The sequence below is a fragment of the Chamaesiphon sp. genome, assembly GCF_041737865.1.
Lineage (GTDB): Bacteria > Cyanobacteriota > Cyanobacteriia > Cyanobacteriales > Chamaesiphonaceae > Chamaesiphon.
This window is the reverse complement of sequence record NZ_JBGSQZ010000197.1, coordinates 13472-30597: the sequence shown is the minus strand read 5'-3', so window position 1 is coordinate 30597 and position 17126 is coordinate 13472. Positions and strand designations below refer to the sequence as shown.

The following is a 17126-nucleotide window of genomic DNA, read 5'->3' as shown; positions in this document are numbered from 1 at the left end:
AGATCGTGGATGGCGGGAATATGTTCGGTGACACGGGGATATTCATCAGCATCGAGAATATTCAACCGTCGCATATCTGTAAAATAAGCCGCAATATATCGATCGACAATTGCCGCCATCGAGCTATTTTCCGCCTTAGCCCGATTCAAAATCTTGTCATCAATATCGGTAAAATTTTGGACATAACGCACCTGATAACCACGCCATTGCAAATACCGCCGCACCACATCCCAGCCAATGTACGATCTAGCATGACCTAAATGGCAATCATCGTACACAGTTACCCCACAGCAATAAATCGTAACTTTACCTGGTTCGATGGTAGTAAACGGCTGCTTAACGCGAGTTAAAGTGTTGTAGATTGTGATGCTCATGGTAAATATTGGCTGTGTTAAGACGTGGAATTAAACCCCTGATACTTCATTGAAAAAACAACTCCTTACCCCCGTATGACAAGCAACATCACCCACCTGTTCGATCTTTAATAGCAGAGTATCGGCATCGCAATCATAGTAAACAGATTTGACTTTTTGGATGTGCCCACTAGTTGCCCCCTTATGCCAAAGTTCGGCACGAGATCGACTCCAGTAGTGGGCTTCTTTAGTTGCTAATGTTTGCTCAATCGATTCTTTATTCATCCATGCCATCATCAATACTGCCCCATCTTGATAATCTTGGGCTATTGCTGGAATCAGCCCATTTTCATTAAATTTCAGTCGATCGATCCAATTGATATTTTCAGTCATATTTATTACTACCCTAAACAGTTATTGAGACTTTGCATCAGAAAAAGTTTGTCGAGTTTGCGTCCGATTAAGACCATTTGATTTTTCGGTGGATCGACCCATTCACTATCATCGATCGAGAAGCGTTTACCACTCAGTTGGAATATATGCCGGAGTGGACTTTCATCAAACCAAAGAATACCTTTTGCCCGAAATACATTTTCTGGTAATTGATGATCGAGGAACTGTTGAAACTTTTTCAGAACAATTGGGCGATTGCTTTGAAAGGAAATCGACATAAAGCCATCATTCTTCAGATGCTGAGAATCTACATCAATATCTGTCATAGCCTTGTCAAGAAAGTCTGGGTCTGAAAGATTAGTATCGAGCAGCAGAGATAGTGGAACTATGCTATGTGCCGCTCGCAAAATTCTCGCTCCTTCTTTAACCGATCTCAAAAAGTCTTCCGTCTTATTTGCTCTCTCGTGAGAGGCTAGATCGGTTTTATTTAATACAATAATGTCACCACAAAAGATTTGATCGATCGCCACATCGCTGTTATAATGCTCGGTTGGTGTGAAAGATTCCGCATCCACGACAGTGACGATCGAATCTAAATGAGTAAAATCTCGTAAATCGGTACCTAGAAAAGTCAACGCGATCGGTAATGGATTAGCAACACCAGTTGTTTCGACGATTAAATAATCGACTCGTTCTCGTCTAATCAAGATCCGATAGACAGCATCAGCAAAATCATCATTGATCGTGCAGCAGATACAGCCATTCGTTAATTCAATCATGTTTTTATCATCATCGTCATTACCAACTTTTACTAGTAATTGGCTGTCGATGTTAATATCACCAAACTCATTGACTAAAACAGCAACCTTGTAACCCTCGAAATTTTTAATAATATGATTGAGCAGCGTAGTTTTACCGCTACCCAAAAATCCTGTCACGATCGTGACAGGTAACTTTTGTGGTGGTGCATCAAGTGTATCTAGCATAAATAGATTGAATATTAAAAACAGATATCTTTGCTATCTGCAGAATTCTGTAGGTTGGGTAGAGCGAAGTGAAACCCAACAGCCGCACATCAAAGGCCTAGAGATGTTGCAATACGGTTCGGTTAAGCTCATATTTGTTCTGTTTTTAGTCCGAGTAGGCGGACTTCGCAACATTAGCGGCGACTACCCTACGGGAACGCTCCGCGAACAGTCGCTGACTAACCGAACCGTATTGAGAGATGTTGGGTTTCATTCTTCAACCCAACCTACAAACCCCTAATGAAAAGATGCCCGATGACGGATTAGATCCATGAATTCCTGACGAGTCTTGGCATCCTCCGCAAACACACCCTGCATCGAACTCGTCACAGTCCACGAACCTGGCTTCTGCACCCCGCGCATCACCATACACATGTGAGTCGCCTCAATCACTACCGCCACCCCTTGCGGCTTCAGTAACCCCTGAATTGCATTAGCAATCTGACTAGTCAATCGCTCTTGCACCTGCAAACGACGAGCATACATTTCACAAATTCGGGCAATTTTGGATAAACCAATTACCTTCCCATTCGGAATATACGCAACATGGGCGCGTCCAATAATCGGTAAAATATGATGTTCGCAAGAACTAAATAAATCGATATCTCGAACCAATACCATTTCGTTTGCATCTTCATGAAATACCGCTCCATTGAGCAATTCATCTAGCGATTGATTGTAGCCAGAAGTAAGATATTTAAGAGCTTTGACAACTCGTTTTGGTGTATCGAGAAGTCCTTCGCGATCTGGATCTTCACCCAGCCCGATTAGCAGTGTCCTCACCGCTTGTTGCATTTCTGCTTCAGAAACAGGAGGTTTAGATTCAGTGCTGATGAGTTGCTTGCGGATGTTGTCTGGTGAAATGGATAATGTCATGGATGAATTTTAGTTTGAGTAATTGGAAACTAGGGATTGCCTCCGACAGGCTCCGCCAACGAATTAGCAGAATGAAATTAGGCAAAGCAATCAGTTAAATGCTGTCGAAGATTGTCGGCATCTAGATTGCGCCCGATGAACACAAGCTGATTCTTTGGTGAAGATTGCCATGGCTCACCATTGAGATTGAACCGTGCACCACTGAGTTGAAAAATGTGCCGATCTTCGCTATTCGTAAACCATAGAATTCCTTTGGCTCGAAAGACTTCTGATGGTAAATGAGTTTGCAAGAAAGTTTCAAATTTCTTCACATCAAAAGGTCGATCGCTCTCAAAGGCGATCGACACAAATCCATCATTATCTAAATGATTGGAATGATGATGGTGTTCATGGGCATGGTCTTCATGATTATGAGCATCATGGTGTCGATCGTGTTTGTGTTCATGCTCATGTTGATGAGCATGAGCATCGTGAGATTCATGAGCATGATGTTGGTGATGTTTATGAATGTCTTGCTCAGTTTGCTCGATTTCCTCTTTGATTAAATCTGCATAATCATTTGGGTTATTATACTCCACATCTAAAACCAGATTTAGTGGTACTGACCCATGCTTGCTATGCAGGATTCTGGCACCTTCTTTGACCGATTTGATGTAAGATTCTAAGCTCAATACCTGTTCGGTACTTGCGAGATCGATCTTATTTAAAATGGTGATATCAGCATAGGTGATTTGTTTAAATGCTGCTTCACTATCAAAATGTTCGGGTGTAAATGTCTCAGAATCAACCATCGTAACGATCGAATCTAATCGAGTCATATCTCGCATTTCTGTCCCCAAAAATGTCAAGATAATCGGCAACGGATCGGCGACACCAGTGGTTTCAATCACCATGTAATCAACTTTATCTTCCCGTTCTAATACCTTGTATACTGCATGTACTAAGTCTTCATTAATAGTGCAACAGATACAACCATTACTAAGTTCTACCATCCCGTCTTCCATCGATACCAACAGTTGACTATCGATATTGATATCACCAAATTCATTGACTAATACAGCAACTTTTAAGCCCTGTCGATCGCTCAAAATATGATTTAGGAGCGTAGTTTTACCACTACCCAAAAAACCAGTAATAATCGTAACAGGCATTCCCCGCTTAGGAACTTCGAGTGTAGCTGTGGTTGGATGCGCGATTGTTTGAGTCATACAATTTCCTTAAATTAAATAGCAAGGCATTCAGTTAATTGTGTTCTAATCACCTCAGCATTCAAGTTTCGTCCGATAAATACTAATTGATTAGCATTAGTTGGAGGCGATTCTCCAAGGGAGAGGCTCCGCCAACGACTCGCACTCATTTCGCCCACTCGAATGCTCTCGATCTCATACCGTTTACCACTCATTTGCAGGATATGCCGCAATTGACTACCCTGAAATTTGAGGATACCTTTAGCCCGATAAACATCTGGAGATAATCGATCGAGAAAGCCCTGAAACCGATCTAGAATTAGCGGTAAACTGCTTTCAAATGAAACTGCTATGAATCCATCATTTTCGAGATGATGAGAATGCTCATGACTCGATTCAGGCAAAGTGAGAACAGTATTCGATCGATCGACTCCAACATCTAAAATTAGAGGTAATGGCACTCGTCCATGTTCAGTTGAGATAATTCGAGCATTTGGCGAGATCGATTGAATGTACTTTTCCAACTCAGTCACAACTTCAGGAGCGACTAAATCTGTCTTATTTAACAGAATAATATCTCCAAAGATTAGTTGATTTAGTGCCGCTTCACTGCCGTAATGCTCGGATGTAAATGATTCTGCATCTACCACTGTCAGTACCGAATCAAGCCTAGTCACCTGCTGTAACTCCGTAGTTGTAAAGCTGCGCACGATCGGCAGTGGGTCGGCAATTCCCGTAGTTTCTATTACCAGATAATCAACTAATTCAGTCCGACTCGTGAGCGCGTTAACTGCATCGACTAAACCTCGATCGATCGTACAGCAAATACAACCATTAGTTAATTGCACCATGTTTTCATCCACAGCTACTAATAACTGCGAATCGATATCGATGTCCCCAAATTCATTTACAATTACCGCAACTTTTAAACCTTGCCGATTATTGAGAATATGATTGAGCAGTGTTGTTTTGCCACTACCTAGAAAGCCCGTCACGATCGTCACAGGTATTTCAGCTTGAAACTTCAATACTGAATCTAGGCAACTTTGGGCGACTGAATTAGCCATAATTGTCTCCTTTAACTTTGTGCGTAAGTCTCAGTCAAGTGACAAACTAATGCTCTCTTTTGCATCATCTGGAAGATATTATAAAAACCATTAGCACGAGAAGGAGTCAGGCTCACATCCAGTCCAGTTTGCTGAATAAACTGCGGCGTTAACTGCATAATTTCGGCGGGAGTCAACCCGTCTAATCCCTCAACTAATAACCCCACCAATCCCTTGGTGATTTGGGCATCAGAATCAGCCTGAAATTTCACCTTGCCACTATCCATCGTTGCCGTCAGATAAACTTGCGATGTACAGCCAGGAACGCGATTCTCAGGGATTTTCTGGTCGTCGGGGAACGCCGGAAGACGTTTGGCAAAGTGCAGCAGGTACTCATACCGCCGTTTTGATTCCGATATCTGTTGGAAACGTTGGATGATGCGATCGAGTGCGGGTGGTAGTGGCTGGGAGACTGGCGACATATCAATCTGAGGCGAACCATTATTGCAAAAACGATAATCATTATCATGATATCGGATTTTCAGCTAGTTTAACAGATAGAATGATAATCGTTCTTATGCTTTGGTGATGATTCATCCATGCTCGATTCATTAGCGACACTCCCCGAATTCATCGATCTGGCAATTGTTGGGGCTGGCCCTCACGCTTTGACGCTGGTGACGCATCTATTACAGAAAAAGAAATCCATGCGCGGACGGTTTCTCGCCTTCGATCCGAGTGGTACCTGGATGAATCGATGGGATCGTCAGTTTGCCGCCTTGGAAATTCCACATTTAAGGTCGCCAGCCGTCCATCAACCAGATCCCAATCCCCATGCCCTACGTACCTTTGCCGCATCTCGCCCGAATGCACTAGTTCCGCCCTATGACTTGCCAGGAACTCAATTATTTCGGGATTTCTGCCAGGAAACGATTCGGCTGTGGCAATTAGCAGATTGTGTCTATCCGGCTCAAGTTGTCCGAGTCGAACCATTCAAAGATGGTAGTCGTTCCCGCTTCCGCTTGCACTTAGTTGATGGGCAAACTATTATCGCCCGTAGAGTAGTAATTGCTAATGGTGGTTCAGTACCGAATGTCCCTGAGTGGGTGGGACAAATTTCTACCAGTTATCCACCAGATCGACTTTTGCATTCCCATCAAGTAGACCTGCGAGAATCGCGGCTCCAGGGCGATCGAATCCTCATTGTCGGGGGAGGTCTAACTAGCGGACATCTAGCGTTAGGGGCAGTTGAACGTGGCGCACAGGTGCTATTAATGTCTCGCCGCGAGGTGTATGGCAAACTATTCGATGCCGATCCTGGTTGGATCGGGCCAAAATATCTCAAGGGATTTTGGGCAGAGCCAGATTTATACACACGCTGGCAGATGATTCAATCAGCCCGAAATGGCGGCTCAATGACCCCTACAGTTCTAACAGAACTACGACGACTGGAGCGAGAGGGGAAAATTGTATTCTACGAGCAATGTGGGGTTTCCCAAGCCAAATGGGGCGATGAGGGCTGGCAGATAGATTGTGACAATTCTGCCGTCCATGAGTGTATTCATCATCAACCGATCGACCGAATTTGGGTTGCCACTGGTAGCCAGTTAGACGCTCGAAATCATCCTTTATTGCAAGATGTTTTGGCTGCCCATCCAATTGAGGTTGTTAATGGTTTGCCTGTCATTGACGAGCACCTACGCTGGCAGGGTTGCGAGTTATTTATCATGGGTGGTTTGGCAGCATTACGAGTCGGCCCAGCAGCACGAAATCTTTCAGGCGCGAGGGCGGCTAGCGATCGCATCGTTCCAGCTTTGACTAAATCTACTATTGCCAGCATTAATGGATAGAGCGGTCATTTCCACTGCGATTACCTCTCGGCGCGGCTATTGCTAGGGCAAACGCTCCGCTACCGCCAACGATCGACAAGAGGTAAAATTGAATAGTCAACATCCTGCTGCCAAAATTTGCAAACCAAACTAAACCAAACTAAACCAGACGATATTTGCCAGATCCGGTGCTTTAACGCAGAGTTGGTGGCTCAGGTTAGTGAAGCAATGCCAGGGGACGATCTTTTGGAAAGTACTCAAATTCTTTTCAGTGCCTTAGCAGACAAATCGCGCCTAAAAATTCTCCATGCTCTGAGCAATGGTCAAGAGCTTTGCGTCTGTGACCTAGCTGTAACACTAGATGTCTCGATTGCGGCTGCCTCCCATCATCTCCGAAAATTACGCGACCTCAAAATTCTCAAGTACAGAAATGATGGTAAATTAGCTTATTACTCTCTGAAAGACCAGCGGGTAGCCAATATTCTTAATTACGCTTCGATCCAACTTGGTGAGTAAAACATTCTAACGTTGGTTTGAGCGTCGATTCCCTATGCTAACATTATCATATTAGTTTGAATGTTTGAGTAAGAGGTGAGCTATGAGTGACGATTGTTGTCAAAGCAAAGGTTGTGAGCTATCGAAACTAAAAAAACAGCAAGCCAAAGTGCTTTGGATCGTGCTGTTTATTAATCTAGGGATGTTCGTTATCGAGTTTGGGGCGGGAATTCGCGCAGATTCGGTATCTCTAACTGGAGACTCACTCGACATGCTTGGCGATGCGTTGGTTTACGCTAGCAGTTTGTATGTCATTAATAAAGGCAGTAAAGCACAGGCTGGAACGGCATTTTTCAAAGGAACGATTATGTTTGTGTTTGCAATTGCCGTCTTTGCAAGAGCAATATATCAACTGTTTGTGAGTGCAGCCCCAGAACCGACAACTATGAGTACGGTGGGAGTTGTGGCTTTGATTGCTAATTTGTGCTGTCTATTGCTGTTGACTAGACACCGAAAGGATAATCTCAACATGTCTTCTGTTTGGTTGTGTTCGCGAAATGACATTATTGCAAATACGTCCGTGCTAGTAGCGGCTGGATTAGTTTTGATCGCGCACTCTGTATTACCAGATCTAGCTGTAGGCTTGTTGTTAGCGTTCGTTTTTGCAAAGTCAGCGGGGAAAGTGCTGTCCGAGTCTTGGCGAGAAATGCACTAAGAAACTATTCATTCATCTGGAGATGACAGTGACAATCTGGTTTTTCTAATAGAGATGCAATCAAAGCATTCGCCGTCACTGCTGCGAGGAGTCCACCACCCATCGAGCCTTGAATTGTGATGTAAGGCACACCCACAGCCATCAATCGCCGTTTGGCAGCCGGAGCATGACTAAATCCGATCGGCATTCCAATTACCAGCGCGGGTTTAATCTGTCCCCGATCGATCGCGTTACAGACTGCCATCAGTACCGACGGCGCATAGCCAATAATTACGATCGAACGATCTGGCATTTGCTCTAGGCGATTCAGCCACTCTTTATCCTGCCAGAAAGCTTGCTCCGCTTCGACTACACCCGTGATGTGAGGATCGTCGATCAGCGTCTGAACCTCACAACCTAGATGAGCTAATCGAGTACGATCGAGTGTAGCAGTCACAGCAGGTATATCTCCCACAATCTGACAGCCATTTGAAAGAGCCTCCCTTGCTGCGGCGATCGCATCCCCACTCAAGCGGACAAAATTAACCAAGCTCACATCTCCACAAGCTAGCACTAGTTGAGAGAGCAAGTCTATTTCAATCTCCGCTCGGGTAGAAAGGTCTGGCAATAGGTGTTGTAGGGATTCCTTGAAGGCTTCGGGGTGACAATCGATCGTTCCATCTAGATGATGCCAAAGTCCTTCTAGTTCCCCCAGTCGATCTTGACTTTCCACTTCCAAGAGTTTTAATTGAGAGATCGCTTCTGCTTGGACGATCTGACAATCCCCATCCCGCCCTAAGATCCCTTCTAACGCCGATGCTGTATGTCGCAGCCGTGCCAATTGTTGAATCACCGACTGGTATTGCTGCTGCAACTGAGCCATCAGGCTGGGACTGAGATCGATACCTGAATCGCTGGTGAGTAGCTGTTGGATGTGGGATAGCTGAAACCCCTGCTGTTTAAGGGCAACAATCCGCTGTAGCTGTTGAATATTTTGGGGAGTATAAAGTCGGTAATTGCCATCCGATCGCTGGGCTGGTGGCAATAAGCCCAAGGTGTGATAGTGGCGCACCATGCGGGGGGTGATATCGCCGCCAACTGCTTCGGTTAGTTCTTTAATTGTTAAATATTGAGCGTCCATATTTTACAAATCTAGATTTACACCTTTACATTAACATCAATGTCAAGGTGTAGGGTATAAAGGCAATCTATTTTTGTGGTTATGTCTTCCCCTGCTGTGTCTAGATCCAGTTGGCAAACACTATTGAAAGAACATCCCGATGCGATCGCAGCGGGGATTTGCGCCCTGCTGGTGTTACTTGGTTGGTTCACTCTCGATCGTGGGTGGCTGGGAGTGAGTTTGCTCATCCTGACGGCTGCTTATGTCATTGGTGGATATGAAAGCACCCGTGAAGGATTGACTACCCTATGGCGGGAAAAAGAACTGGATGTGGATTTATTGATGATTGTGGCAGCATTAGGAGCCGCCATTTTAGGGCTGTGGCGCAGAGAGTACTACTTCATCATCGATGGGGCGATGTTAATTCTGATTTTTGCCATCAGCGGAGTGCTTGAGGGCTACGCAATGAGCCGTACCGAGCGGAGTATTCAGGGGTTGATGAGCCTCACTTCCGATACCGCCCGCAAGCTCGTGGATGGGCAAGAGCAGATGGTAGCGGTGGCTGAGTTACAGATCGGCGATCGCGTCCTCGTTAAGCCAGGAGAATTGGTACCGACGGATGGGATTGTTACGGAGGGATTTAGCGCACTCAACCAAGCTCCAATTACAGGCGAATCGATGCCTGTTGAGAAAACCGTCGGCGATGAGGTATTTGCAGGGACGATTAATGGTAACGGTGCGTTGAAAATTCAGATTCATCAGCCACCAGAGAGTAGTCTGATTCAGCGGGTAATTCGGCTGGTAGAACAAGCACAGACTGAGACACCACCCTCCCAACAATTTATCGAACGGTTCGAGCGTAGCTATGCCAAAGCGATCGTCCTCATCGGGATTCTGTTAGGTACTTTGCCCCCAGTTCTACTCGGTTGGACTTGGGAAGATACGGTTTATCGCGCCCTGATTTTTCTGGTAGTAGCTTCGCCCTGTGCATTAATGGCAGCAACGATGCCAGCCCTGTTATCAGGCATCGCTAATGGGGCACGACATGGGATTTTGTTCAAGAATGCCGCGCAGTTAGAGGCAATTGGGCAAGTTAAAGCGATCGCCTTTGACAAGACTGGAACCCTGACAATGGGCAAACCTCAAGTCGTCCAAGTCATTGCAGTGGAAAATCCAGACAAGTTGCTACAAGTGGCGGCTGCATTAGAAAGTTTGTCCGAGCATCCGATCGGGGATGCGATCGTGCGAGCTGCTCAAAAACAAGGCTGGGAAAGGACTGAAGCTGTCAATGTTCAAGCTCAGACTGGACGGGGGATTACGGGAGTAGTCGATGGGAAGATAGCGGTAGTCGGTAAAGCCGCCTTTGTTCGATCTCAAGTAGATAGTTGTCCTGATACTCTCACTGAGCAGAGCCAAAAGTGGGAGGAAGAGGGGAAAACTGTTGTTTGGGTTGCTCATGCCGAGCGCATTGTGGGAATTATTGCAGTTGCCGATACTGTCAGAGCCACAGCCGCTCGATCGATTGTCGGGTTGAAACGGTTAGGGATCGAGCAAATTGTGATGTTGACAGGCGATAACGAGCGTACTGCTGAGAGTATTGGGTGGGAACTTGGGATCGATAAAGTATACGCCCAACTGCTACCAGAAGATAAACTTGAAGTAATTCGCCAGCTCCAGCAACAATACCCCTCAGTGGCGATGGTTGGCGATGGGATTAATGATGCTCCCGCTCTGGCTCAGGCATCTGTAGGCATTGCAATGGGAACAGCGGGGAGTGACGTGGCACTAGAAACAGCGGATGTGGTCTTAATGGCCGATCGATTGGAAAAGCTTGAGTATGCCATTCGGCTGAGTCGTCGCTCTGGGCGGATTGTCAAGCAAAATATTGTGTTTGCCCTCAGTTTTATTGTCATATTGCTAATCGCCAATTTTACTGGCAATATGACCCTACCGTTGGGTGTGCTGGGGCATGAGGGATCTACTGTGTTGGTGATTTTAAGTGGGTTACGATTGCTGAAAGATTGAATTATTTCTAACTTAATCTATGTTATCGTTTAGATTATTCACGATAATGATTCTCATAATTAATCTTTCATGCTAGAGATTCAGCAATTAGCTGTTAATTACCGTGGAGTACGTGCTTTAGAGCAAATTGACTTTCAGATCGATCCAGGTGAATTGGTGGGTCTAATTGGGCCGAATGGAGCGGGTAAGAGTACACTGCTCAAGGCGATGTTGGGATTAATTCCGACTGCACATGGCACGATAAAGTATTGTAATTGTCCCCTGTGTCAGCATTTGGAACGGGTGGCATATGTGCCCCAAAGATCTCAGGTTGACTGGGATTATCCAATTACGGTTTGGAATGTGGTGATGATGGCGCGTACTCGTCAATTAGGCTGGTTGCGTCGTCCGGGCGCGGCGGCGAAGGCGATCGTCAATGGGGCACTCGATCGAGTCGGGATATTGGATCTCAAAGATCGGCGGATTGGCGAACTTTCTGGCGGGCAACAACAGCGCGTATTTTTAGCCCGCGCTCTCGCCCAACAAGCAGATTTATTCTTATTTGATGAACCATTTACCGGAGTTGATAAAAAAACTGAAGCCGTGATGCTGGAAGTTTTTGCCGAACTGAGAACAGCAGGTAAAATTTTGCTAGTTAGTACCCACGAATGGGGAAAATCTTTGAGTCAACTCGATCGAATTTTGCTGCTCAATCAAAGTCTGATTGCCGATGGTTCGCCCGCACAGGTAATGACTCCTGCTAATCTGCAACAAGCTTATGGGGTATCATTTCATCAGCATGGTAGTCGAAATCCTGGCGCAGATTTATTCTGCTAATAGCTCGCTGTTTCAATTATTAATCCTAATATGCTAAATTTTCTCGTCGAACCTTGGCAGTATGAATTCATGCGAAATGCGATCGCAATTGGCATTCTCGTCGGGATTTTATGTCCGGTTGTGGGTAGTTATTTAATAGTGCAACGGATGGCATTATATGGAGACGTAATTGCTCATGCTGTATTGCCAGGATTATCGCTTTCATTCTTCTTGGGGATCGATATTGCGATCGGGGCGTTTATATCTGGAATCATGGGTGCGGGGACGATTTCTTGGATTCGATCGCAATCGAGAGTCAAGGTAGATGCAGCGATGGCTTTAACCTTTTCTAGTTTCTTTTCGGTCGGAATTATCCTGATTTCTGTACTGAGAAATAATATCGATCTCGATAGTTTTCTGTTTGGTGATATTCTGGGCACGACGACAACCGATATCTATCGAACGGCAAGTGTAACAGCGTTAATTATCATAGCAGTTTGGTTATCTTATAAAGAGTTATTGCTCTATACATTCGATCGAACTGGAGCTGAAGCAATGGGCTTACCAGTTAGAGTCATTCATCTCGGATTTATGTCAGCAATTACGCTCACGATTATTGCTAGTATGCAGGCAGTAGGGGTAATTTTAGTGATTTCGCTATTAGTTGGGCCAGCTTTGACAGCATATTTACTCGTAAAAGAGTTGCACCAAATGATGATTGTGGGTGCAGTTATCGGTGCATTTGCAAGTTTGAGTGGAGTATATATTAGTTTTTATCTCAAGCATGTACCATCTGGCCCTGCGATTGTAATTGTATCTTCAGGATTATTTATCCTCGCATTATTATTTAGTCCCTCTCAAGGTATTCTGACTCAACGATTTCGGTTGCCTGCTCGATCGATAGTTGATGCTAAATAGACAATCTAAAATCACCCGCAGTCTTGGCAGGAAATGCGGTAAATATAGTATGCTCTCGATCGTTCAAGCGATCGACTTTATCGTAAGATTAGTTCGGGCTAACGATTAGCGGTAGCTAACACTCAGAGGGCGATTCGACCTTGGAGCAGCTACGCCAACGATCGGAATTATCGAACTGTGGCTGGTAAATGTAGTGAGATTTTCAACTAGATATCGGCACGGAGTAGATCGAGATGCGATCTCTTTTGAAGATAGTGTATATTGCTCATATCCGCATTTAATTGGGCAGTGAATTTGCTGTCTTGTCACTATTACTAAAGGATCTAGCAACTAGATCGGGTTGTAAGTTAAAACTATTATTGCAATTTATTATCAATAATCCAACGACGGTCGAGATTAGTTGGGCAGATTTAGCGATCGCCTTTGGCGATGCTACTTGTGGGTCGCAGAATAAGGTGTTACGCTAGCCCAAAGCTTCTGCCTGTGCCTAACTGGATATCGCCAGCGTAGAGGTGCGGTACCAACAAATTCTCCAATGACGATCGTGTTCGAGACATTCAGATATCGATCTTCAGAAATATTACCGATAGTTGAAATCATAAGTTAGTGTCATGATGGTAATAGTTGCTGTTATATAGTTAAATAAAACTATGAGTCTTTTATCCAAAACTGAAAATATGAGTAGTACTGGTGTAATTGCTCGATTAACTCCCCATCAAGAGCGCATTCTCAAAACCCTTGAAATAATTGACGGTGAAATTTCAACCCAGGATCTATATGTTCAATTGCGGAATACTCACAAAACCTTGGGACTCGCAACTGTCTATCGCGGACTAGAGGTATTGAGATTGTAAGGATTGGTGCAAAGTCGCAATTCAACTGAAGGTGAATCTTTATATAGTCTAGTCCAAAAACATCAACATTATTTTACTTGTGTGCGATGTAGTAAGTCGATGGAGATCGATGCTTGTCCAGTTTGTCAAATTAAAGCTGACTTAGAGCAAAAACAATCACTTAAAGTTTTTTATCATACTTTAGAATTTTTTGGTTTGTGTACGTTTTGTCAAGCCGCAGATAATTAATTCAGTTGACAGTTGCGGCTCACGCGCTGAAGAGTTTGCGAAAATCTCCCTCTACTTATTACTTAACTTGGAGAAGGTGGAATTCTAGCCAAAATCCCCTGTTGTAAAATTTCTGGTCGCTCCTGTCGCGGTATAATTCCATCCGTACTTGCATGATATTGTTCGCACAATTTGAGGATTGCATCTGCACTATTTAGCGGCGGTAAATCGCCAAACATCAAGCTCATTTTCCCCGTTCCAGTCAAAGCAATCGCACAAGGTCTTTTACAAGCACTCAGACAGACTAACTCTTCGAGTGCAAAGTCAGCTTTTAAAAACCAATTTTGATACAGTTGAGCCAGTCGATCGAACAAATATTTACCGCCGCGTTCGCCCAGATAATCTCGTTGTGTCAGGGAAAAAGAGCAAGATTTACAAATATATAAAGCGTGTTTAGTCATAGGTTACTCTCATCCGATCGAATCATAAAGAACTCTTAGTTTGAATTGCCTGTTGCATTTTTTGTTGAAGGTTTTCAAGATTAAGCACTCCCAAATCTCCACCTTTTCTAGTTCTAATACTCAATGTTTGGGTTTCCATCTCCTTCATCCCAATGACCGCAACAACTGGAATTTTTTCTAGTTCTGCCGTGCGAATCATCTTACCCAAACGTTCGTGGCTATTATCGAGTTCTACGCGGAAACCAGCTTGTTTTAAAGTCGTTATGACTCGATCGCAATAATCTCGCACTTCCTCAGTTACAGGCAACAACCGCAGTTGAATCGGTGCTAACCACAAGGGGAAATTACCTGCATAGTTCTCAATCAAAATCCCAAAGAAACGTTCCAAAGAGCCGAAGATCGCTCGATGAATCATAATCGGTCGCTTTCTGGTATTGTCTGCCGCCACATATTCCATCTCAAACCGTTCGGGTAGATTAAAGTCTACCTGAATCGTCGAACATTGCCATAACCGCCCGATCGCATCTTTGATCTTAAGATCGATTTTAGGGCCATAAAAAGCACCGCCACCTTCATCGATACTATAATTCCAGCTTTTAGCATTTAGGGCTTCAATTAACGCACTTGTCGCCAATTCCCATACTTCATCTGCTCCCACTGACTTTTCAGGACGAGTAGATAGATTTATTTCATAATCATTAAATCCAAAGTCAGATAAAATCTGCTCCGTCAGATTTAAAACTCTCAAAATTTCAGCCGCAATTTGGTCTGGCAAACAAAATACATGAGCATCATCTTGAGTAAAGCCTCTGACGCGCATCAGCCCATGCAATGCACCCGATCGCTCATACCGATAAACCGTCCCCAACTCCGCCCACCGCAAGGGTAATTCTCGATAAGAATGCAGCTCATGTTTGTATGTCAACACATGAAATGGACAATTCATCGGCTTAATTTGATAAGCTCTCTCATCCACATCCATCGAGTCAAACATACTCTCTTGATAGAAATCAAAATGTCCCGATGTTTTCCACAAATCTAGGTTGGCAATGTGGGGCGTATAGAGTAATTCGTAGCCTGAATCTAAATGCGCTTTTCGCCAATAATCCTCGATGATGTAGCGAATTTTAGCCCCCCGTGGATGCCAGAATACTAACCCACCACCTGCATCTTCTTGGATGCTAAATAGTTTTAATTCCTGCCCAAGTTTCCGATGATCGCGTTTGAGTGCTTCTTCTTTCTGGGTGAGGTATGCCTCTAGTTGTTCGGGTGTTTCCCATGCTGTGCCATAAATCCGTTGCAGCATCGGTTTGGTTTCATCCCCCCGCCAATAAGCACCTGCCAGACTTTCTAAAGCGAAACTATTCGGGTCGATTTCACCTGTAGAATTGACATGAGGGCCAGCACACAAATCCCACCAGGTAGTTTGAGGGGGTATAACTATTGGTGATAATAGAGATGGTTCTACCTCAACATCAGACTTTGTTAATTTGCCTATATCTGGACTACCAATAAAATAACGAGTGATAATCTCGCCATCAGGGATACTATTGAGGATTTCTAGTTTGTATGGTTCCCCTAAATTGACGATTTCAGCTTTAATATCATCTTTACTCACAACTTCCCGCACGATCGGTAAGTTGGCTTTGATGATCCGCCGCATTTCCTTAATAATCTTGGGGAAATTATCGCGAGTAAAAGTAACAGGGCTATCAAAATCGTAAAAGAAGCCTGTTTCCGTTACGGGGCCAATTGCCACTTTTGTCCCTGGATATAGCTTCTGTACCGCCATCGCCATAATGTGGGCGCAGGTATGGCGGACTAGGGCTAGTTTCTGGGTGTCTTGCGGTTCTAAGTGGCTAGTGGGCGGGGTTACGAAACTGACCATACTATTATAGAATGATAATCATTATCATAATAACCTAAATAGAGTAGTGGTGCAGCTTTTTCGATGTGTTGGTACAGCCTCTCAGATTGAAAATCACCCTAAAACTACGAAACGCAATGGTTTCGGCATTCTTAAAGGTAAAGTCACGATCGCGTCGGACTTTGATGCTCCCCTGGAAGAATTTGCTGATTACCAATAATCTATGAACCTGCTCATCGATACTCACATTTTGATTTGGTACATCGCTGGAAATCCCAGCCTGAAGCCAGCGATGACCGATTTGCTACATTACGCTGACTGGGTAAGCCCGAACGGCTGAATCTACTGTCGCAATTGTTAGACTGTTTTGCAGGGCTTGACAGATAAGCATTCTGTCAAATGGATCGCGATGTAATGGGGGCAATTTAGCCAATTGCGTCACACTACTTTCATCAAGAGCAAGACTGGCAATTTGGTGTAGATCGCGCTGTTTGGGTAAATATGTTTCAGGATGCTCTGGCAGAGGTAGTTTGCCCAACTGGTATTTGACAATTGCTTCCCAGACCGAAATTGCACTTAGGTAGACCTCATTGCCTGGATCGCGAATTGCATCCAGAACGTCAGTGGACAACTGACTATCGCCACTGATGAACCACAAAAAGATATGTGTATCTAGCAAAATTCTCATTTGCCCTCGAACGCACTCAAAATCTCTTCTGGCAAAGGTTCATCAAAATCTTTAGGGACTGTGAACTCACCAGCACATAAGCCGAACGGTCGTAACTGCTTACCACTTAATGAAATGGGTCTAAGTTCGGCAATCGCTTTATCTGCTTGAAGAATGACAAAAGTTTCACCTGCTTCCACTTGACGCAAATACTTTGAGGGATCGCGCTGAATTTCATCAACCGTCACGTTTAACATACAAAATCCTCAGTCTAAGTTCAAAGGAGAATATACCGTCTCACTCAATTGTAGATG

General features: G+C 44.4%; 20 protein-coding genes and 1 pseudogene. 8 read left to right on the top strand and 13 right to left on the bottom strand.

The annotated features are described in order from the left end of the window. The 7 genes from ACEW9J_RS14955 to ACEW9J_RS14925 form a co-directional block, all read right to left on the bottom strand. Positions 1-374 (bottom strand): class I tRNA ligase family protein (locus tag ACEW9J_RS14955; RefSeq protein ID WP_373545907.1); only part of this gene is annotated, 374 nt, incomplete at its 3' end. Between the two features lie 30 nt (positions 375-404). Next, positions 405-746 (bottom strand): phosphoribosyl-AMP cyclohydrolase, encoded by a 342-nt coding sequence (hisI, locus tag ACEW9J_RS14950; protein ID WP_373545906.1) that lies wholly within the window; start codon positions 744-746, stop codon positions 405-407. An 8-nt stretch (positions 747-754) separates the two neighbouring features. After that, positions 755-1732: a GTP-binding protein gene (locus ACEW9J_RS14945; RefSeq protein ID WP_373545905.1), complete on the bottom strand. Its 978-nt coding sequence runs from the start codon at positions 1730-1732 to the stop codon at positions 755-757. A 276-nt stretch (positions 1733-2008) separates the two neighbouring features. Beyond that, positions 2009-2647, bottom strand: a complete 639-nt coding sequence (folE, locus tag ACEW9J_RS14940; protein WP_373545904.1) for a GTP cyclohydrolase I FolE — start codon at positions 2645-2647, stop codon at positions 2009-2011. A gap of 77 nt (positions 2648-2724) precedes the next feature. After that, the gene (locus ACEW9J_RS14935) at positions 2725-3855 is read right to left on the bottom strand and encodes a GTP-binding protein (RefSeq protein WP_373545903.1); all 1131 of its coding nucleotides are present in this window, start codon (positions 3853-3855) and stop codon (positions 2725-2727) included. A gap of 14 nt (positions 3856-3869) precedes the next feature. Then, positions 3870-4901: a GTP-binding protein gene (locus tag ACEW9J_RS14930; protein WP_373545902.1), complete on the bottom strand. Its 1032-nt coding sequence runs from the start codon at positions 4899-4901 to the stop codon at positions 3870-3872. Between the two features lie 11 nt (positions 4902-4912). Then, positions 4913-5362: a SufE family protein gene (locus ACEW9J_RS14925; protein ID WP_373545901.1), complete on the bottom strand. Its 450-nt coding sequence runs from the start codon at positions 5360-5362 to the stop codon at positions 4913-4915. A gap of 117 nt (positions 5363-5479) precedes the next feature. On the opposite strand from ACEW9J_RS14925, the gene ACEW9J_RS14920 reads away from it, so the two are divergent. From ACEW9J_RS14920 to ACEW9J_RS14910, 3 genes are all read left to right on the top strand, one after another. Then, positions 5480-6730 carry an FAD/NAD(P)-binding protein gene (locus ACEW9J_RS14920; protein ID WP_373545900.1) on the top strand — a complete coding sequence of 417 codons (1251 nt, stop codon included), beginning with the start codon at positions 5480-5482 and terminating at the stop codon, positions 6728-6730. 117 nt (positions 6731-6847) lie between these two features. Beyond that, a complete protein-coding gene (locus ACEW9J_RS14915; protein WP_373545899.1) occupies positions 6848-7225 on the top strand; it encodes an ArsR/SmtB family transcription factor in 378 nt (125 codons plus the stop codon). An 82-nt stretch (positions 7226-7307) separates the two neighbouring features. After that, complete coding sequence (locus ACEW9J_RS14910; RefSeq protein WP_373545898.1) at positions 7308-7919, top strand: cation transporter; 612 nt, start codon at positions 7308-7310, stop codon at positions 7917-7919. Between the two features lie 4 nt (positions 7920-7923). Here the strand turns inward: ACEW9J_RS14910 and ACEW9J_RS14905 are convergent, their stop codons facing one another. Continuing rightward, the gene (locus ACEW9J_RS14905; protein ID WP_373545897.1) at positions 7924-9039 is read right to left on the bottom strand and encodes a precorrin-8X methylmutase; all 1116 of its coding nucleotides are present in this window, start codon (positions 9037-9039) and stop codon (positions 7924-7926) included. Between the two features lie 81 nt (positions 9040-9120). On the opposite strand from ACEW9J_RS14905, the gene ACEW9J_RS14900 reads away from it, so the two are divergent. The 3 genes from ACEW9J_RS14900 to ACEW9J_RS14890 all read left to right on the top strand — a co-directional run bounded on the left by ACEW9J_RS14900 (position 9121) and on the right by ACEW9J_RS14890 (position 12756). Next, a complete protein-coding gene (locus ACEW9J_RS14900) occupies positions 9121-11043 on the top strand; it encodes a heavy metal translocating P-type ATPase (protein ID WP_373545896.1) in 1923 nt (640 codons plus the stop codon). Positions 11044-11112: 69 nt separating this feature from the next. Continuing rightward, a complete protein-coding gene (locus tag ACEW9J_RS14895) occupies positions 11113-11859 on the top strand; it encodes a metal ABC transporter ATP-binding protein (RefSeq protein ID WP_373545895.1) in 747 nt (248 codons plus the stop codon). 30 nt (positions 11860-11889) lie between these two features. Further along, positions 11890-12756, top strand: coding sequence for a metal ABC transporter permease (locus tag ACEW9J_RS14890; RefSeq protein ID WP_373545894.1), 867 nt, complete (start codon positions 11890-11892; stop codon positions 12754-12756). A 432-nt stretch (positions 12757-13188) separates the two neighbouring features. Here ACEW9J_RS14890 and ACEW9J_RS14885 read toward each other — a convergent pair whose 3' ends face one another. Next, positions 13189-13356, bottom strand: coding sequence for a hypothetical protein (locus ACEW9J_RS14885; RefSeq protein WP_373545893.1), 168 nt, complete (start codon positions 13354-13356; stop codon positions 13189-13191). Between the two features lie 77 nt (positions 13357-13433). On the opposite strand from ACEW9J_RS14885, the pseudogene ACEW9J_RS14880 reads away from it, so the two are divergent. After that, positions 13434-13838 (top strand): annotated as a pseudogene (locus ACEW9J_RS14880) (Fur family transcriptional regulator). A gap of 62 nt (positions 13839-13900) precedes the next feature. On the opposite strand, the gene ACEW9J_RS14875 reads toward ACEW9J_RS14880, so the two are convergent. Together ACEW9J_RS14875 and thrS are read right to left on the bottom strand one after the other, a co-directional pair. After that, on the bottom strand, positions 13901-14278 hold the full coding sequence (locus ACEW9J_RS14875) for a DUF1636 family protein (RefSeq protein ID WP_373545892.1): 378 nt from the start codon (positions 14276-14278) through the stop codon (positions 13901-13903). Between the two features lie 22 nt (positions 14279-14300). After that, positions 14301-16166, bottom strand: coding sequence for a threonine--tRNA ligase (gene thrS, locus ACEW9J_RS14870; protein ID WP_373545891.1), 1866 nt, complete (start codon positions 16164-16166; stop codon positions 14301-14303). Between the two features lie 49 nt (positions 16167-16215). Here thrS and ACEW9J_RS14865 point away from each other — a divergent pair, with 49 nt between their 5' ends. Next, positions 16216-16365: a DUF2281 domain-containing protein gene (locus ACEW9J_RS14865; RefSeq protein WP_373545890.1), complete on the top strand. Its 150-nt coding sequence runs from the start codon at positions 16216-16218 to the stop codon at positions 16363-16365. An 84-nt stretch (positions 16366-16449) separates the two neighbouring features. On the opposite strand, the gene ACEW9J_RS14860 is transcribed toward ACEW9J_RS14865, so the two are convergent. Both ACEW9J_RS14860 and ACEW9J_RS14855 read right to left on the bottom strand, forming a co-directional pair. Further along, positions 16450-16833: a type II toxin-antitoxin system VapC family toxin gene (locus ACEW9J_RS14860; RefSeq protein ID WP_373545889.1), complete on the bottom strand. Its 384-nt coding sequence runs from the start codon at positions 16831-16833 to the stop codon at positions 16450-16452. After that, entirely contained in the window at positions 16830-17069 is a 240-nt protein-coding gene (locus ACEW9J_RS14855; protein ID WP_373539109.1) for a type II toxin-antitoxin system Phd/YefM family antitoxin, read from the bottom strand. The genes ACEW9J_RS14860 and ACEW9J_RS14855 overlap by 4 nt, the downstream gene beginning before the upstream one ends. Between the last annotated feature and the right edge of the window lie 57 nt (positions 17070-17126).

Coding starts and splice junctions, on each gene's coding strand:
- hisI (WP_373545906.1), bottom strand. CDS start 746: ATGACTGAAAATATCAATTGGATCGATCGACTGAAATTTAATGAAAAT.
- ACEW9J_RS14945 (WP_373545905.1), bottom strand. CDS start 1,732: ATGCTAGATACACTTGATGCACCACCACAAAAGTTACCTGTCACGATC.
- folE (WP_373545904.1), bottom strand. CDS start 2,647: ATGACATTATCCATTTCACCAGACAACATCCGCAAGCAACTCATCAGC.
- ACEW9J_RS14935 (WP_373545903.1), bottom strand. CDS start 3,855: ATGACTCAAACAATCGCGCATCCAACCACAGCTACACTCGAAGTTCCT.
- ACEW9J_RS14930 (WP_373545902.1), bottom strand. CDS start 4,901: ATGGCTAATTCAGTCGCCCAAAGTTGCCTAGATTCAGTATTGAAGTTT.
- ACEW9J_RS14925 (WP_373545901.1), bottom strand. CDS start 5,362: ATGTCGCCAGTCTCCCAGCCACTACCACCCGCACTCGATCGCATCATC.
- ACEW9J_RS14920 (WP_373545900.1), top strand. CDS start 5,480: ATGCTCGATTCATTAGCGACACTCCCCGAATTCATCGATCTGGCAATT.
- ACEW9J_RS14910 (WP_373545898.1), top strand. CDS start 7,308: ATGAGTGACGATTGTTGTCAAAGCAAAGGTTGTGAGCTATCGAAACTA.
- ACEW9J_RS14905 (WP_373545897.1), bottom strand. CDS start 9,039: ATGGACGCTCAATATTTAACAATTAAAGAACTAACCGAAGCAGTTGGC.
- ACEW9J_RS14900 (WP_373545896.1), top strand. CDS start 9,121: ATGTCTTCCCCTGCTGTGTCTAGATCCAGTTGGCAAACACTATTGAAA.
- ACEW9J_RS14895 (WP_373545895.1), top strand. CDS start 11,113: ATGCTAGAGATTCAGCAATTAGCTGTTAATTACCGTGGAGTACGTGCT.
- ACEW9J_RS14890 (WP_373545894.1), top strand. CDS start 11,890: ATGCTAAATTTTCTCGTCGAACCTTGGCAGTATGAATTCATGCGAAAT.
- ACEW9J_RS14885 (WP_373545893.1), bottom strand. CDS start 13,356: ATGATTTCAACTATCGGTAATATTTCTGAAGATCGATATCTGAATGTC.
- ACEW9J_RS14875 (WP_373545892.1), bottom strand. CDS start 14,278: ATGACTAAACACGCTTTATATATTTGTAAATCTTGCTCTTTTTCCCTG.
- thrS (WP_373545891.1), bottom strand. CDS start 16,166: ATGGTCAGTTTCGTAACCCCGCCCACTAGCCACTTAGAACCGCAAGAC.
- ACEW9J_RS14860 (WP_373545889.1), bottom strand. CDS start 16,833: ATGAGAATTTTGCTAGATACACATATCTTTTTGTGGTTCATCAGTGGC.
- ACEW9J_RS14855 (WP_373539109.1), bottom strand. CDS start 17,069: ATGTTAAACGTGACGGTTGATGAAATTCAGCGCGATCCCTCAAAGTAT.